Below are 15,624 nucleotides of genomic sequence, written 5' to 3' on the forward strand. Positions count from 1 at the left end.
GCGCCGAGCAGCGAAACGTCCGGCCCACCTCGCCCGTTGAGCCCCCGCCCCTTCCCTATTGGCGAAGCGGCGTGACGCGGAGTCCTGCCGAGCCGCGCGCCACCCAGTACCTTCGGCAGTTCTAGAGGATGCATTCCCATGGCAGACCAGTCCTACCGACGCGGCTCACGAGACCGACACGACCGCGACCGCAACTACAACCGCCAGGCCGAACAGTTTGATAGCACTGACCGCTCGTGGCTCAATGAAGAGCGCAATTACAGCCAGTTCGGCGATTCCTCGCACGACGAGGACTATGGCAGGTCCGGGCAACCTGACCAGCGCTTTGGCCGCGACTGGAGCCGGCAGGACAATCGCCGCGGCGGCGAATCCCCCCGGTACGGCCGGGGCGGGTATCGCGACACCGTCGACAGCTTCGACACTTTCCCCGCGGATGACTTTGGTAGCCGCGGCTTGGGCGGGTCGCACTTTGGCCAGAGCCGCTACGGCGCCGGGAGCCAACTGGCAGCCGGCCGTGGAGAGTGGCGCGAGCGACCGGACTGGAATGAACAAAACGAGCGGGGCTGGTTCGACCGGGCGAGCGACGAGGTCGCCAGTTGGTTTGGCGACGAGGCAGCGCACCATCGTCGCGAACTCTACGATCACCGGGGCCGTGGCCCTGCGGGATACACTCGCTCCGACGAGCGCATCCTTGAGGACGTCAACGATGAACTGACCGAAGACTGGCGCGTCGAGGCCAGCAAGGTCCAGGTCACCGTCAACGCCGGAGAGGTCACGCTGGACGGCACAGTGCCGACCCGTGCGCAGAAGCGCCGCGCGGAAGATTGCGTGGAAGACCTTTCAGGCGTGCGCCACGTGCAGAACAACCTGCGCGTTGAAGAGGCGAGCGCCTGGGACCGCAATAACAGCTCTGAAACAATCAGGAGCTAACCTCGCATCCAGCATGCCGAGGAAGGGGTCCGCGTTGGCGGGCCCCTTTTTCGTCAGACCTGCCCGAATTTCGCGTAGAGCGCCGCCAGCGAGGCGATCGATTCCTCCGCCTCCTGTCGGTTGGGCGCCAGGCTGTCGTCGCCATAGCCGCGCATGTCCCCGCCAGAGATCGCCTGGACGCAGATGCCGTCCGTCCGAGGATTCACGTTCACGCCGCGATAGTACAGGCCGTAGTCGAACTCTCGCTGAGGGATCAGCCAGGCGATCTGACCGCGCACCGGGACCATGGTCTGATCGCCGAACAGAGCTTTCGATCCGAGCCCGGTACAGTTGATCACGACCTTTTCGGGGAGTGCGGCGAGGTCTGCGGGCGTGTGGAATTCGCGTTGCTCGATACGGCCGCCTGCGCCCCGGAAACCGGTGAGAAGGGTGTGGGTGTAGCTCGCCAGGTTGAACATGATGTTGGATTCGCGGCGCACCACCGCATCACCGAATGGCGTTGCGCCCGGCGGAAGGGTCTCGGCGCGCGGGAAGACATCGCGCAACCTGGAGAAATAGGACGCGAATTGCAGTTCTTCCGGCCCTCGCTGACGCGGACCTGCAGGCGGTCCGTCGGACACAAGATAGCGGTCGGTCCAGCGTACCGGGTCGCCTGCGAGACCTAGCAGCGAGCCGAACCGCTTGAGCGAAGTGCGGGCCATCTGCTCCCACAGGTCGGGGAAGCCGGCGTCGACGTGATCGGCAAGCGCAATGCGCGAATCCGGGGTGAAGGAGCCCGTGGCCCGGATCGAGGGCACGTCAGGCATGGTCTCCCTTGCATAGATCGTGACCTTCGCCCCCGCTGACTGGGCTAAAATCGCCGAGGTCATCCCGAGCGGACCGCAACCCAAGACCGCAACCGACGACGGTGAACCCGCCAGCGCCTTGCGTGCCGCGATCGCGCTCGACCCCCAGGACAGCGACCAGCCACTGCCGCCGTGACCGTAATTATGGACCACCAGCGTATCGCCGACCTGCTCGGTATCGAGGCGCGGACCGGCAGGACGGAACGGGCGGAGACAGACTGAAATGTCGAACACCCGTCCCATCTCGGCGCGCAGGGGCGCAAGCCTGATGGTGGGCCCTGTCGGCCGACTAGTGAGCGCCGCGCTATTTGCGCCAGCCGTCGTGCATCCGGCAAGGCCTAGCCCGCCGGTTGCGGCCAACCCGCCCAGCAAAGCCCGGCGATCCAACGAGAAATGCGCTCCCACGCGGCGATTGTAGGCAAGTCGCGTCCGTTCGCAACGCCCGACATCACCTTATTGCCTTCGCCGCGGCAGCCCTCTATGCGGCCCGGGTCATCTGGGGAGTAGCCGACCGCTTTCGGGCGGGCTCCTGCGTCAACATACTTGGCCGAGAGGTCATGGCGCAGGAGGGACGGGAAACCGTTCGGGCGAGACCAATGGCACCTGCACTCCGCCTGGCCGGGCGGGGGTGCGGTGCCTTTGGTTTGTGCTAGCCCGGCCCGGAGACTGTTCTTTCATGGAAGCCTTCCTCACCTCGGTCGCCCTCGTCGCGGTCGCTGAAATCGGCGACAAGACCCAGCTGCTCGCGCTGGTGCTCGCGGCCCGGTTCCGCAAGCCGGTGCCGATCGTCCTCGGCATCCTCTTTGCCACCCTTGCCAACCATGCCCTGGCCGCGCTGCTGGGTGCGACGGCGGCTGCGTGGATCGAGGGGGCGTGGTTCAACACGGCCATCGCGGTTGCCTTCATCGCCATGGGCCTCTGGACCCTGGTGCCCGACAAACTCGACGACGATGGCGAGCCCAAGGGGCGCTTCGGACCGTTCCTGACCACGCTGGTGGCGTTCTTCCTGGTCGAGATAGGGGACAAGACCCAAGTGGCGACGATCGCCCTGGGTGCCCGCTTCGGCGACGTCCTGGCGGTCACGGCCGGGACGACCGTTGGCATGCTCTTGGCCAATGCCCCCGTGGTCTTCGCGGGCGATGCGCTGGTGAAGCGTGTACCGCTCAAGGCCGTGCGCATCGTCGCTGCCGTGTTGTTCATCGCTACCGGCGTGTGGATGCTGGCGATGCGCTAGAAGCTATAGGGAACGCTCTGAAACCGCCCCCTTCCGTTCGTGGTGAGCTTGTCGAACCACGCCAGCGCCGCGCCCTGCGTCCTTCGACAGGCTCAGGACGAACGGAGGAGGCACCCTACCCGCCTGCCGGATGGGTCAGGACGCGAAGATCGGCCAGCGCTCGACTGCCTCTTGCGGCAACTCGAGTCCGAAAATCTCGCGCAGCGTTTCCACGTAGGCTCTCGCGTCGGGAATCTCGCGGGCCACTTCCTGGTCGGCGCTGATCCGCAGTGAACGGTCCATCATGCCGGCAAAACCGTCGGGCAGGACGCGAGTCACGATGCAGAAGGTGGTGAACCGGGTGGCCGGTGCCGTGGAAGTCCAGTGATTGGCCTTGAGGAGATCGGCCGGGGCCACTTCGCCAAGGTCGAAACTGTACTGCGGTTGCCATTCCTCATGGGCGTGTGCGCGGCCGTCGGTGGTCTCGTGCCGTCCCGCGCGTTCAAGCAGCCATTCGCCACCGAGCGATCCCCGCTCTCCGATCCGCCGCAAGCGATGGCGCGCGCCGTCGGCCGTCTCGGCGAGCGCGCCGTCGGCCAGCGGCAGCGCGGGCACGTAGCTTCCGCCAAAGCCCGCGTCGGCGATCCACGGCGTCCCTTCGATCTCGAGCAGCAGCAGCATGTGGGAGCGCGCGGGGTGCTCGCCTGCCGTTGCTCCCAACCGAACGCGCGCAAGCAGCGCGCGGCTCGGCAGGTCCAGCAGCTCCAGCATGTCGGCCAGAAGCCGGTTCTGCTCGAAGCAGTATCCGCCCCGTCGGTCGGTCACCAGCTTGGCGAAGACGCTTTCGCTGTCGATCGCGATGGGTCGGCCGAGCGGGATATCGAGGTTCTCGAAGGGGATCGCCTGGCGATGTGCGAACAACAGCGCCTCAAGCCCCTCCGCGCTCGGCGGAGGGGCCGCAGCCAGGCCGATGCGTTCTAGATAAGCCGAGAGCTTCGGAACCACTGGCTGTCAGTGACCAGCCTGGGGCCCTCGCTCAAGCCCGGAAGCTTCGAGCTGATCGTCGATCTGCGTCAACAGCCGATCGAGGCCTTCCTGAGTGTAGCTCTCGGCCCGAGCGACCAGCACGTCCTGTGTGTTCGAGGCGCGCAGGAGCCACCAACCATCGGCCGTCGTCACTCGCACGCCGTCGGTGTCGTTGACTTGCGCGTCGGTGCCCTGGAGCCGCTGCTTGACCTCTTCGATCGCCGCAAACTTGCGGCTTTCGTCCACCTGGAAGCGCATTTCCGGGGTGTTGAGCATCTGCGGCATGTCGCTCCGCAACTGCGTTACCGATTTACCCAGGTGCGCCGACGCCGCGATCAAGCGGATCGCGCCATAAAGCGCGTCGTCGTAGCCGTAGTATTCGTCGGCGAAGAAGATGTGGCCGCTCATCTCCCCAGCGAGCGGGGCATGAGTTTCCTTCATTTTGGATTTAATTAGGCTGTGCCCGGTCTTCCACATCAGCGGCTTGCCGCCGAGTTCCGCCACACGGTCGAACAGCGCGCGGCTGGCCTTCACGTCGGCGATTATCGTCGAGCCGGGCAAGCGGTTCAGCAGGTCCTCCGCATAGATCATCAGTAGCTGATCGCCCCAGATGATCCGCCCTTCGCCGTCGATTGCACCGATGCGGTCGCCGTCGCCGTCAAAAGCGATTCCGAAATCGAGCTTCTTGTCCGCGACAAGCTTCTGCAGGTCTTCCAGGTTTTCCGGAACGGTAGGATCAGGGTGATGGTTCGGAAAATTCCCGTCGACTTCGGTGTACAGGGTGAAGTGTTCGCCCGGCAGGCGCTCGACCAACAAGTCGAGCGCGGGGCCTGCCGCTCCGTTGCCGGCATCCCAGCCAACCCGCAGGCTCGCGAGCTGCTCGGTGGGAATGCCCTTGAGCCCTTCAACGAGCCGATCGACGTATTCTTCCAGGATTTCGCGAGATTCGACGCTGCCCGTCCCGTCGTCCCAGTCGCCTTCCGCGGCCATCTTGCCGATGGTCTGGATCTGGTCGCCGAAGAACGGGCGCCCCTGGAATACCATCTTGAAGCCGTTGTAATTGGCGGGATTATGGCTGCCGGTTATCTGAATGCCGCCGTCTACCTCTTCGGCTGACGCTTCGGCGTAGTAGAGCATCGGCGTCGGCCCCATGCCGACCCGCCGCACGTCGCATCCGCTCGCAGTCAGGCCTTCGATGAGCGCGTGTTCGAGAATCGGCGAGCTGACCCTCCCGTCGTAACCGACCGCTACGAGCTTGCCTCCGGCGCGGCGCAACAAAGTCCCAAAACTCCGCCCGATCGCTCGCGCATCATCAGGGCCTAGGGTTTCGCCGATCACTCCGCGAATGTCGTATTCCCGAAGCACTGTGGGGTGGAACTTGTGCGTCATCGGGACTCCTTACGGGCTAGTCGATTCGGGGTGGCAGCTCTTCCAGCAACAAGTCGCGCGCGGCGTTGGCCTCGTGCATCTGCGCGTTGCTTCCGCCCCGATCCGGATGAACCGTGGCGGCGAGCTGCCGATGGGCAGTCAGGATGTCCTCACGCGTAGCGCCGGTGGCCACTCCCAGCAACTTACGCGCGCGGGACACCGCTTGAGCGTGCGTCGAGACGTTCCGTTCCCACGGCCACCGTCCGGTTAACGTCCGCCAGGCCAGCACCCCGAGGGCGACGAAGAACAGAATGCGCATCATGGCTTAGGCCGCCTTGCTCCGCGTAGCGTCGGGCATCGGCAGTTTCAGATTGGCGACGAGGGTTCGAAGTTCCTGCCGCGCCACGAGATGGCTAGTGCCCAATTCGCCGAGCTGCCCCTTGTCGAGCAGGGTCAGACCCGAGGGAAACAGCTCGCGATAGATCACGCGCTCCGACAACCCGTGCGCCACACGGAAGCCGACCCGCTTGGACAGCTCCGTCAGGGCCTGGTCGATGCGGCGCTGATTGCGCGCATCGGTGTGCTGGACACGGTTTCTGACGACGACCCAGTCCATTTCGCGCCGAGCTTCCTGGAGCTGCTTCATCGCGCGGGCCTTGCGGGCTTCCCAGATGAGTTCGGCGTAGAAGCTCAGCCGGCGGACCTTGAACGTCTCCGCATCGACCTGGCCGATCAGGTCGAAGTCGACGAAGCTGTCGTTCATCGGCGTAACCAGGGTGTCGGCCTGGGTCGCTGCGTGGCGGGCGAAAGGATCGTCACGTCCCGGCGTGTCGAACACGATGAAATCGGCGTCCTGCCCCAGCTCGGCGGCCTGCTCTTCCAACGCTTCGACGCTGTCGCCGGTGAAAACGCCAAAGGCGCCGCCCGGCAACGCGATGCCGCGCCTTTTCTCGGTCTCCACGCGGTTCTCGAAATAGCGATAGAGCGTGCGCTGCCGCGGATCGAGATCGATCGCTGCGACTTTCGCCCCCTGATAGGCCAGCGCCACGGCGACATGCACTGCCGTGGTGGACTTGCCGGTGCCGCCTTTCTCGTTGGCGAAGACGATGCGATGCGGAGCGGCTTTCACGTTTCGGTGGGCTTTCTCTGTCTGCGGCACAGGGCTACTGCACCCGCGAACGTCTTATCGGAGGCCTGCTCCCGTGCATACCGTCAACCGGCTCCCAGACCTGCGCTCGACTGTGGACAGTTTGCGACGAACGGGAGAAATCGCCCTCGTCCCGACCATGGGCGCCCTGCATGACGGCCATCTGACACTGGTGCGCGAGGCGAAGCGGCTCGCGCCCTCCGTCGTGGTGTCGATCTTCGTCAATCCGACGCAGTTTGGGCCTAATGAGGACCTCGACGCCTATCCCCGTCAGCTCGCCGAAGATTCGCGGCTGCTCGAGGCCGAAGGCGTCGACCTGCTGTGGGCGCCGGGTGTGGAAGAGGTCTATCCCCAGGGGTTTGCAACCAATGTCTCCGTCAGCGGCCTGAGCGCGGTCCTGTGCGGCGCGTCACGGCCAGGCCATTTCGATGGAGTGGCGACTGTGGTGGCAAAGCTTTTCGGGCAGGTCCGCCCCGACCTCGCGCTGTTCGGAGAGAAGGACTGGCAACAGCTGGCGATCATCCGCCGCATGGCACGCGACCTCGACCTGGTGCGGCCGCTCGCGGATCGGATCATCGGCGTCCCGATCGTGCGCGAGCCGGATGGTCTCGCGATGAGCAGCCGCAACCGTTACCTCTCACCTGAGCACCGTGTCCACGCGGCGGCTCTCCCGCGCCTGATGCATGACGCCATTGCGGCGATCAGTGGCGGCGGCGATGTGCTGGTGGCGCTGGAGCAGCTGCGGGTGGGATTGCTCAAGGCCGGCTTCGCCAGCGTCGACTATGCCGAGCTGGCCGATGCGCAGAGCCTGCATGCACTCAAAGCGCTTGGCACGGAGCAGGCGCGCCTGTTCGTCGCGGCCCGGATCGGTGGGACGCGGTTGATCGATAACATGCCGGTGAGCTGAAAGTCTGGAGCGGGTAAGGGGAATCGAACCCCTCTAGCTAGCTTGGAAGGCTAGTGCATTACCACTATGCTATACCCGCGCCGTGGCGGCCCTGGGGCCGGGCTGCCGCTTGCCACTTGTGGGGTGCCCCCGTCAACCGCCAGCAGCCGCTTTGAGTTCCCACCTCGATCGAAGCGGTGCGAGTTGCGAAAATGCGTGGCGCGAGCGCGGAGCGGCCTCTAACACCGACAAGACCTCAACAGGCCGAGGCACTTACGCGATGCCCGTGTCGAGCCGTCACTTATTGCTGTGGGCTATGCTCGGCCTGGCGCTGTGGACGGCGGGAGCCTTCCTGCTGCCGCTCGTCTTCGGTGTGATCCTCGCCATTGCTCTATGGCCGCTTAACCAGCGCTGGGCCGGTCCCGGCGTGGGCGTGCGTCGACGGGTGTTCGTGCCGCTTGCGATCACCCTCGCCACCGGGCTGGCCTTTATCCTGCCGCTGACCGTCGCCTTGATCGAGGTCGCCGCTCAAGGTCAGGCCTTGCTCGACTGGCTCAGTCGGGCGCAGACGATCGGCGTTCCGACGCCGGATTGGCTCCCCGGCTTGCCGCTGATCGGCAGGAGGGCCGCAGAGTGGTGGCAGCTTCATGTCCAACAACCCGACGCCCTTATGAACGGCATGACTGAATCAGCCTTGGGCACGGCCGCCGAATGGGCCCTGGCGACTGGCAGCGGAATCCTTAGCCGGTCTTTGCTGTTGCTGGTCGGGCTGATGGCGCTGTTCTTCATCCTGCGCGACGGTGAGAGGCTCGGGGCCCAGGCCAAGAGTTTGGCCGTTCATCAGTTGGGTCCGTTTGGCGAAAGGTTCGTGGATGAGCTCGTTGTGGCCGTGCGGGGCACGGTGATTGGAACCATCGTCGTTGCCATCGCCGAGGGCGCTTTGATCGGCGCCGCTTATGCAGTGGCGGGGGTGCCGCACCCGGTGTTCCTAGGTTTTCTGACCGCGGCCTTCGCCATGCTGCCGTTTGGCGCCTGGGCCGTCTTCAGCGTGGTTTCGATCTACCTGGCGATCAACGGTCAGCCGCTCGCTGCAGGCCTGCTGTTTGTTTACGGAGCAGCCGTGATGGTGATCGGCGACAACTTCGTCACGCCCTATCTGGTCGGGGCCAAGCTGCACCTGCCGCTGTTGTTCGCCTTTGTCGGCGTATTCGGCGGCCTTGCCTCGTTCGGGCTGGTGGGGATCTTCATCGGCCCGGTGATCATGGCAGGCCTGCTGATCGTGATCCGCGAACTCTGGCCTGCTGACGAGGAAGCGGCGGCTTAGCCGCGGCACGCGGCCTTAGTGGCCCGGGAAGCCCACCAGAGCCTCAGTTGAAACGCCAGCGGCTCGGAGCGCATCGGCACCGCCAAGGTCGGGCAGGTCGATCACGAACAGCGCGTGATCGACTACCGCGCCCGCCTGGCGCAACAACTCTGCACCGGCGATCGCTGTGCCACCGGTGGCAATAAGGTCATCGACGAGCAGGACGCGATCGCCCTGACCGATCGCACCGGGATCGATCTCGATCCGTGCGGAACCGTATTCGAGCGAATAGTCGATGCCGATCGCTTCGACCGGGAGCTTCCCGGCCTTGCGCACCGGGATGAACCCCAGGCCGAGCCTGGCGGCAATGGCGGCGCCGAAGATGAAGCCGCGCGCCTCGATCCCGGCGACGGCGTCAGAACGAGTCTTCGCCGCGCGTTCGACCAAGTGGTCGATCGTCGCGGCGAAGCCTTTGCCGTGGGCAATCAGGGTGGTGATATCGCGGAACTGGATCCCTGCCGCCGGAAAGTCCGGGACCGTGCGGATCAGCGCCTTGATATCGGCCGGGCTCAATCCTTCTTGGGCCGCTTCGGCGTAATCGGCGCCCAGACCTGCTTCTTGGCGAACCAAGCGAGGATCGTGGCGAAGACCAGGAAGATCATCACGGCCCAACCGGTCTGCTTGCGCTTGATCAGGCTCGGCTCTGCCGTCCAGGTCAGGAACGCCGCAACGTCAGTGGCCATCTGGTCAACCGTGGCCTTGGTGCCGTCGGCGTAAGTCACCTGGTCGTTCGACAGCGGCGGGGCCATCGCGAGGTTGAGGTTCGCGAAGTACGGGTTGTAGTGCAACCCGGTGCCGGTCTTGGAGTCAGGGAACTTCTCGAGCAGCTCGGCAGGCTGATCCTGATAACCGGTCAGCAGCGAGTGGACGTAAGCGGCACCATCGTGGCGAGCCTTGGTCATCAGCGACAGGTCAGGCGGGATCGCGTTGTTGTTGGCAGCGCGAGCAGCGATGTCGTTCGGGAACGGCGACGGGAAGTAGTCGGTCGGCGTGCCCGGACGGGTGTTGGTCTCACCGGTGACCGGGTCGATGCCAGGTACGGTCCAGCTAGCCGCGGTCGCCTTGACCTCGGCCGGGGTGTAGCCAAGCTGCGCGAGGTCGCGGAACGCGACGTACTTGAGCGAGTGGCAAGCCGAGCAAACTTCCTTGTAGACCTGGTAGCCGCGCTGCAGCTGCTGCAGGTCCCAGCGCCCGAACGGGCCGTCGCTGGCCAGGTGGAGCGGCCGCGGGTGCCGGTGGAACTCATGCTCTGCGGTCGGAGCCGCGGGCTCGGTCGCCGCGGTGTAGGCGCCAGTGGCGAAAGCCCACAGCACCGCCACCGTGAAGGCGACACCTACGAAAAAGCCGATCAGCCGGATCATTGCGTATTCTTTCCCTTATTCCGCGCGGTCAGGCGGCCGATGTCGCGTTGGCGCCCAGCACCGCCTTGTCGTCAGATCCGAGTACCGACTCGGTGATCGAGAACGGCAGTGGGTCCGGCCGCTCGATCATCGAAACGATCGGCAGGATGACGAGGAAGTGCAGGAAATAGTAGGCGGTCGCGAGCTGGCTGAGCATCACGTACGGCTCTTCAGCCGGCGCGCCGCCGCAGTAGAACAGCACGGCCATGTCAACGACCAGCACCCAGAAGAACTTCTTGAACACCGGACGGAAGTGGCCCGAACGGACCGGCGACTTGTCCAGCCACGGCAGGAAGAACCACACCAGAATCGACGCGAACATCGCCAGCACGCCAAGCAGCTTGGCCGGAACGAACAGGATGTCCGCGGTGAAGGCGCGCAGGATCGCGTAGAACGGCCAGAAGTACCATTCGGGCACGATGTGCGCCGGCGTCGAAAGCGGGTTCGCCGGGATGTAGTTGTCCGGGTGGCCCATGTAGTTCGGCAGGAAGAACACCATCAGGCAGTAGAGGATCAGGAACACGCCGAGCCCGAAACCGTCCTTGGCCGTGTAGTACGGGTGGAACGGAATCGTGTCGCTTTCGCCCTTGATCTCCACGCCCGTCGGGTTCGACGAGCCGGGGATGTGCAGCGCCCATATGTGCAGGATCACCACGCCGGCGATCACGAACGGCAGCAGGAAGTGCAGCGAGAAGAAGCGGTTCAGAGCGGCGTTGTCCGGCGCATATCCGCCGAGCAGCCAGATCTGGATCGGCTCGCCGACGATCGGGATCGCCCCGAACAGGCCGGTGATGACCTTTGCGCCCCAGAAGCTCATCTGACCCCACGGCAGGACGTAGCCCATGAAGGCCGTCGCCATCAGCAACAGGAAGATGACCACGCCAAGCAGCCAGACCATCTCACGCGGGGCCTTGTACGAACCGTAGAAGAAGCCGCGGAAGATGTGGATGTAGATGACGATGAAGAAGAAGCTCGCCCCGTTGGCGTGCGCGTAACGCAGCATCCAGCCCCAGTTCACGTCGCGCATGATGTGCTCGACGGAATTGAAGGCGACGCCGGCATTGGCCGCAAAGTGCATCGCCAGGATCACGCCGGTGACGATCTGCAGCACGAGGCAGAAGCCGGCGAGAACGCCGAAATTCCACCAGTAGTTGAGGTTGCGCGGCACCGGATAACCGCCACCGATCGCGTTGTAGACAAGGCGCGGAAGCGGCAGCTTCTCGTCAAGGTACCGCATCAGCGGTGCCTTGGGTTCATACTGCTTGGCCCAAGGGAAGCTCATCAGGCCGACTCCTGCCCAATCACGAGGTGGGTGTCAGAGGTGAACACGTACGACGGTACCTCCAGGTTCTTCGGCGCAGGGCCTTTGCGAATGCGGCCGGCGGTATCGTAGTGCGACCCGTGGCACGGGCAGAAATAACCGCCGAACTCGCCACGATTCTCACCTTCGCCCGCACCCAGCGGCACGCAGCCCAGGTGGGTACAGACGCCCATGGTGACGAGCCAGTTGCCGTGGCCTTCCTTGGTCCGCTCGAGCAGGGTCTGCGGATCGCGCAGGCTGTCGATCGGAACCGCTTCGGCCTGCTGGATTTCGTGCGGCGTCAGATTGCGCACGAACAGCGGCTGCTTGCGGAAAATTGCCTTGATCGCCTGCCCCGGCTGAATCGCCGAGATGTCCAGTTCCGTAGTGGATTCGGCCAGCACGTCTTTCGACGGAGCCATCTGGCTGATCAGCGGAAAGAGGACCGCGGCGCCTGCGACGCCTGCTGCGGAGACTGCGGCGATCTCGATAAAATCGCGACGCCGTACGCCTTCCCCTTCGGCCATCGCTTCGGGTTGGGCGGTGCCAGTGGTGGTTGCCATTACCTTGCCTTGCCTGCCAGCCCTTGCGGGTAAACACCCTGCATGGGGCTGAAGAATTTCGACCAGCCGGCGCCCGAAAAAGAAGCCCCGGGGAGCCGACTTGGCCGGGCTGATAGACGAGCGAACCCTACATGCCAACAGGCATTTTGGCCGTATTTTGACAGTCTATCCGGGCAGCCCGATCAGCGAGAATTGCCGACCGTAGTTCGGTTCGCCGCGATGGGTCGCCCGGCGGAAGGAAAAGAAGCGCCCTTCATCGGCATATGTGTCGAGGCCGAGAGGCTCGATCCGGGTGATTCCCGCGCCCTGCAATCGATGGGCGACATAGGCCTCCAGATCGAACTGCCAGTGCCCCTCGCGCCCCGCGGCAAAGAAGCGTTCATCGGCAGACTCGAAGGCTTCGCGGAACCCGGAATCGACTTCATAGCTGTCCTGAGCGATCGCCGGGCCGATCGCCGCCGCGATCCGTCCGCGGTCGGCGCCGAGCCGTTCCATGGCCGCCACCGTGCTTTCAAGCACCCCGCCATGCGCTCCGCGCCAGCCGGCATGGGCCGCCCCGATCACGCCCGCCTCGGCATCGGCCAGCAGGACCGGGGCGCAATCGGCGGTCACCACTGCCAGCAGCAGGCCGGGACGGACGGTGACCAAGGCATCGGCGCGCGGGCGCGCATCGTCCGCCCAGGGTTCACCGACGATGACGGCATCCGGTGAATGCACCTGATAGACGGTGACAAGCCTGGCCCCGGGTTGAACCGCTGCCACGGCCCGACGGCGATTCTCGGCCACAGCCTCGCCGGCGTCGTCCGCGCCAAGGCCGACGTTTAGGCCAGCCGCAACGCCTTGCGAGACGCCACCACGACGGCCGAGAAACCCGTGTGGGATCCCCGCCAGCACGCCGGACCGGATGACCTCGACTTCCTCAACCAAGGCTGCGGGTTACCTGCTCGAAAGTGTCGCGGCTGAGTTTCTGCGCCTTCGAGATTCGCTCAAGCTCGGCGCGCATCATCGCGGCCCGGCCCGGCTCGGTCCGCCGCCACCGCCCGAGCGGGGCCACGAAACGTGCCGCGGTCTGCGGGTTGATCGGGTCGAGCTCGAGGATCAGGTCCGCAATCAGGCGATAGCCCTCCCCTGACGCCGTGTGGAAGCCCTGCGGCGCCCCGGTGAACGCCATGTAGAGCGAACGCACCCGGTTGGGATTGCGGATGTTGAAGTCCGGGTGCTTGGCCAGCGCTTTGACATGCTCGAGTACATCGGGGTGGAGCGACTGCGCCTGGATCGCGAACCATTTGTCGATCACCAGCGGGTTGTCGCGATAGCGGTTGTAGAAATCGAGGATCTTGTCGGTGCGTTCCGGCGACCGCAGCCCGACGAGCACCATCAGCGCGCCCAGCCGGTCAGTCATGTTGGTTGCGGCGTCGTATTGGGCCACTGCCAATTCCTTGGCCCGCTCGGGCACACCGGGAGCCAGGTAGACCAGCGCCTGCGTCTTGACCTTGCGTGCCCCGCGAGCGGCGGCATCTGACCCGTCCGGGATCGCGCTTGCCCGCTCGTGCATTGCGACGAGTTCGGCTTCTAGCCGTAAGCCGAGCAGGGCCTTCAGCCCCTCGCGTTCCTGATGGATGGCGAGTGGGTCCGCCACCGGCAGCTGTTCGGACACGTACGAGTGTCCGGGCAGGATCAGCAGCTCGCCGCGCATGAGATCATCGAGCGCCCGATCCGTGACGGCACTGGCGAAAGCAGCGAGGATCGCCTGCTGGCCGGCCGCCCGCTGCTCTGCGCCCAAAACGCCGCTTGCCGCGTCGCGCAGATAGGTCACGACCAGGTCCTGCATCGCTTCGTAGCGAGCGAAGGGATCGTCGTCCTTGGCTGCGAGGAACACGAGATCCTCGACAGGCGCGTCGCGCTCGATCGCGACCGGCGCGGAGAAGCCGCGGTTGATCGAAAGCACTGGCGGGGCGGTGAATCCGGAAAAGCTCAAGCTCGCTTGAGCATGCTCGAGAATAACCAGTTGTTCGCCCTCGTGTTCGCCCGACTCCCTATCGAACAGCGCCACACGCAGCGGTATCGGGACCGGATGCTTGTCCGGCTGGCCGGGCGTCGCAGGAACCTCCTGGCTCAGGTGGAGCGTCGCGGTGTCGCCATCGTGCTCGAGCCGCACTTTGACCTTGGGCGTGCCCGCCTGGCGATACCAGAGGCGGAATTGGCCGAGGTCGAGCCCGGACCCGTCCTCGATCGCGGTGATGAAGTCCTCGCAAGTCGCAGCCTGCCCATCGTGCCGTTCGAAATAGAGGTCGCAACCCGAACGGAACCGCTCGGGGCCGCACATCGTGCGCATCATGCGGATGACTTCGGCGCCCTTGTTATAGACCGTCGAGGTGTAGAAGTTGGAGATCTCCCGATAGCTGTCGGGGCGGATCGGATGGGCCAGCGGCCCGCTGTCTTCGGGGAACTGCACCGCCCGCAACACGCGCACGTCCTCGATCCGCTTGACCGATTCGGAGCCCATGTCCTGGCTGAACAGCTGGTCGCGCAGGACGGTGAAGCCTTCCTTCAGGCTAAGCTGGAACCAGTCGCGGCAGGTGACCCGGTTGCCCGACCAGTTGTGGAAGTACTCGTGGGCCATGACCCCTTCGATCGCGTCATAGTCGCCGTCAGTGGCGGTGGCGCGGTCGGCCAGGACGTACTTGGTGTTGAAGATGTTGAGGCCCTTGTTCTCCATCGCCCCCATGTTGAAGTCGCTGACCGCGACCACGTTGAAGGTGTCGAGATCGTATTCGCGGCCAAAGGTATCTTCGTCCCACTTCATCGCCCGCTTGAGCGAATCCATCGCGTGGTCGGTGCGGTCGAGGTCGCCGTCTCGGACCCAGATCGCGAGTTCGACCTCACGGCCCGAAGTGGTCGTGAAGCTGTCCCGATTGGCAACGAGATCCCCGGCGACGAGGGCGAAGAGGTAGCTCGGCTTGGGCCAGGGGTCGTGCCATTCGGCCCAGTGTGTCCCGTCGGGCCGTTCGCCCGATGCCTTGAGGTTGCCGTTGCTGAGCAGAATCGGGAACAGGTCCTTCGATCCCGACATCCGCACGCTGTAGACCGAAAGAACGTCCGGCCTGTCGGGGAAGAAAGTGATCCGCCGGAACCCTTCGGCTTCGCACTGGGTGCAGAGCATCCCGTTCGATGCGAACAGGCCCATGAGCTGGGTGTTCGCCGACGGGTCGATCTCGGTCACGACCTCGATCTGATGCGTATCGCCGGACAGGGGCACCATCAGGTCCCCATCGTCCAGGCTCCAGCTGTTGATCGCCTCGCCATCGACGGTGACTTCGAGCGGGGTCAGCGAGTCACCCTCAAGACGGATGAACTCGGCCGGGTTGGCCCTGGCGTTGCGCTGGACGGTAAGAGTGGCGTGAACCCGCGTCCGCTCGATGCCGAGGTCGAAGCGAAGTGCGACTTCCGGCACCAACCAGGCGAAGGGCGCGTAGTCCTCTCGCTGGATCAGCTGGGGCGCTCTCGTCGGTTCCGGAGGGGCGTCGGCCATTTCGGGATTGCCGTCGGGGGTGGAGGGCGTGCGGGCGATGTCCATGGTGGT

At 65.0% G+C, this 15,624-nt stretch carries 15 protein-coding genes, 1 tRNA gene and 1 riboswitch; of the genes, 4 read left to right on the forward strand and 12 right to left on the reverse strand.

The window, feature by feature from the left end:
* Window positions 1-138 precede the first annotated feature (138 nt).
* Window positions 139-930, forward strand: a complete 792-nt coding sequence (locus tag ASD76_RS13005; RefSeq protein ID WP_055923616.1) for a BON domain-containing protein — start codon at window positions 139-141, stop codon at window positions 928-930.
* A 53-nt stretch (window positions 931-983) separates the two neighbouring features.
* Here ASD76_RS13005 and ASD76_RS13010 read toward each other — a convergent pair whose 3' ends face one another.
* The gene (locus ASD76_RS13010; protein ID WP_055923619.1) at window positions 984-2,162 is read right to left on the reverse strand and encodes an FAD-dependent oxidoreductase; all 1,179 of its coding nucleotides are present in this window, start codon (window positions 2,160-2,162) and stop codon (window positions 984-986) included.
* Window positions 2,163-2,260: 98 nt separating this feature from the next.
* A riboswitch (yybP-ykoY riboswitch) is annotated at window positions 2,261-2,436 on the forward strand.
* A gap of 15 nt (window positions 2,437-2,451) precedes the next feature.
* Here ASD76_RS13010 and ASD76_RS13015 point away from each other — a divergent pair.
* Window positions 2,452-3,009 (forward strand): TMEM165/GDT1 family protein, encoded by a 558-nt coding sequence (locus ASD76_RS13015; RefSeq protein WP_055923622.1) that lies wholly within the window; start codon window positions 2,452-2,454, stop codon window positions 3,007-3,009.
* 135 nt (window positions 3,010-3,144) lie between these two features.
* On the opposite strand, the gene ASD76_RS13020 is transcribed toward ASD76_RS13015, so the two are convergent.
* The 4 genes from ASD76_RS13020 to ASD76_RS13035 are packed head-to-tail and all read right to left on the reverse strand — an operon-like array spanning window position 3,145 to window position 6,511.
* Window positions 3,145-3,993, reverse strand: a complete 849-nt coding sequence (locus ASD76_RS13020; RefSeq protein ID WP_055923625.1) for an arylamine N-acetyltransferase family protein — start codon at window positions 3,991-3,993, stop codon at window positions 3,145-3,147.
* Window positions 3,994-3,999: 6 nt separating this feature from the next.
* The gene (pgmG, locus tag ASD76_RS13025) at window positions 4,000-5,403 is read right to left on the reverse strand and encodes a phosphoglucomutase/phosphomannomutase PgmG (protein WP_055923628.1); all 1,404 of its coding nucleotides are present in this window, start codon (window positions 5,401-5,403) and stop codon (window positions 4,000-4,002) included.
* 16 nt (window positions 5,404-5,419) lie between these two features.
* Window positions 5,420-5,704 carry a molecular chaperone DnaJ gene (locus ASD76_RS13030; protein WP_055923632.1) on the reverse strand — a complete coding sequence of 95 codons (285 nt, stop codon included), beginning with the start codon at window positions 5,702-5,704 and terminating at the stop codon, window positions 5,420-5,422.
* 3 nt (window positions 5,705-5,707) lie between these two features.
* A complete protein-coding gene (locus ASD76_RS13035; RefSeq protein ID WP_055923636.1) occupies window positions 5,708-6,511 on the reverse strand; it encodes a division plane positioning ATPase MipZ in 804 nt (267 codons plus the stop codon).
* Window positions 6,512-6,584: 73 nt separating this feature from the next.
* Between ASD76_RS13035 and panC the strand changes: the two genes are divergently transcribed.
* A complete protein-coding gene (panC, locus tag ASD76_RS13040; RefSeq protein WP_055923640.1) occupies window positions 6,585-7,436 on the forward strand; it encodes a pantoate--beta-alanine ligase in 852 nt (283 codons plus the stop codon).
* A 5-nt stretch (window positions 7,437-7,441) separates the two neighbouring features.
* Here the strand turns inward: panC and ASD76_RS13045 are convergent.
* Window positions 7,442-7,515 (reverse strand) — tRNA-Gly (locus ASD76_RS13045).
* 180 nt (window positions 7,516-7,695) lie between these two features.
* Here ASD76_RS13045 and ASD76_RS13050 point away from each other — a divergent pair.
* Entirely contained in the window at window positions 7,696-8,739 is a 1,044-nt protein-coding gene (locus ASD76_RS13050) for an AI-2E family transporter (protein ID WP_156457718.1), read from the forward strand.
* A gap of 15 nt (window positions 8,740-8,754) precedes the next feature.
* Here ASD76_RS13050 and ASD76_RS13055 read toward each other — a convergent pair whose 3' ends face one another.
* The 6 genes from ASD76_RS13055 to pepN all read right to left on the reverse strand — a co-directional run bounded on the left by ASD76_RS13055 (window position 8,755) and on the right by pepN (window position 15,618).
* Window positions 8,755-9,291 (reverse strand): adenine phosphoribosyltransferase, encoded by a 537-nt coding sequence (locus ASD76_RS13055; protein WP_055923647.1) that lies wholly within the window; start codon window positions 9,289-9,291, stop codon window positions 8,755-8,757.
* Window positions 9,288-10,139, reverse strand: a complete 852-nt coding sequence (locus tag ASD76_RS13060) for a cytochrome c1 (protein ID WP_055923650.1) — start codon at window positions 10,137-10,139, stop codon at window positions 9,288-9,290. The genes ASD76_RS13055 and ASD76_RS13060 overlap by 4 nt, the downstream gene beginning before the upstream one ends.
* Before the next feature lie 28 nt (window positions 10,140-10,167).
* Window positions 10,168-11,460, reverse strand: coding sequence for a cytochrome b (locus tag ASD76_RS13065; RefSeq protein ID WP_055923652.1), 1,293 nt, complete (start codon window positions 11,458-11,460; stop codon window positions 10,168-10,170).
* The gene (gene petA / locus ASD76_RS13070) at window positions 11,460-12,005 is read right to left on the reverse strand and encodes a ubiquinol-cytochrome c reductase iron-sulfur subunit (protein WP_055924292.1); all 546 of its coding nucleotides are present in this window, start codon (window positions 12,003-12,005) and stop codon (window positions 11,460-11,462) included. The genes ASD76_RS13065 and petA overlap by 1 nt, the downstream gene beginning before the upstream one ends.
* 201 nt (window positions 12,006-12,206) lie before the next feature.
* Window positions 12,207-12,968 (reverse strand): peptidoglycan editing factor PgeF, encoded by a 762-nt coding sequence (pgeF, locus tag ASD76_RS13075; protein WP_055923655.1) that lies wholly within the window; start codon window positions 12,966-12,968, stop codon window positions 12,207-12,209.
* Window positions 12,961-15,618: an aminopeptidase N gene (gene pepN, locus ASD76_RS13080; RefSeq protein WP_055923658.1), complete on the reverse strand. Its 2,658-nt coding sequence runs from the start codon at window positions 15,616-15,618 to the stop codon at window positions 12,961-12,963. The genes pgeF and pepN overlap by 8 nt, the downstream gene beginning before the upstream one ends.
* Window positions 15,619-15,624 lie beyond the last annotated feature (6 nt).

The sequence above is a fragment of the Altererythrobacter sp. Root672 genome (assembly GCF_001427865.1).
GTDB lineage: Bacteria > Pseudomonadota > Alphaproteobacteria > Sphingomonadales > Sphingomonadaceae > Croceibacterium_A.

Coding starts and splice junctions, on each gene's coding strand:
- ASD76_RS13015 (WP_055923622.1), top strand. CDS start 2,452: ATGGAAGCCTTCCTCACCTCGGTCGCCCTCGTCGCGGTCGCTGAAATC.
- ASD76_RS13050 (WP_156457718.1), top strand. CDS start 7,696: ATGCCCGTGTCGAGCCGTCACTTATTGCTGTGGGCTATGCTCGGCCTG.
- petA (WP_055924292.1), bottom strand. CDS start 12,005: ATGGCCGAAGGGGAAGGCGTACGGCGTCGCGATTTTATCGAGATCGCC.
- ASD76_RS13030 (WP_055923632.1), bottom strand. CDS start 5,704: ATGATGCGCATTCTGTTCTTCGTCGCCCTCGGGGTGCTGGCCTGGCGG.
- pgmG (WP_055923628.1), bottom strand. CDS start 5,403: ATGACGCACAAGTTCCACCCCACAGTGCTTCGGGAATACGACATTCGC.
- ASD76_RS13005 (WP_055923616.1), top strand. CDS start 139: ATGGCAGACCAGTCCTACCGACGCGGCTCACGAGACCGACACGACCGC.
- pepN (WP_055923658.1), bottom strand. CDS start 15,618: ATGGACATCGCCCGCACGCCCTCCACCCCCGACGGCAATCCCGAAATG.
- ASD76_RS13065 (WP_055923652.1), bottom strand. CDS start 11,460: ATGAGCTTCCCTTGGGCCAAGCAGTATGAACCCAAGGCACCGCTGATG.
- ASD76_RS13060 (WP_055923650.1), bottom strand. CDS start 10,139: ATGATCCGGCTGATCGGCTTTTTCGTAGGTGTCGCCTTCACGGTGGCG.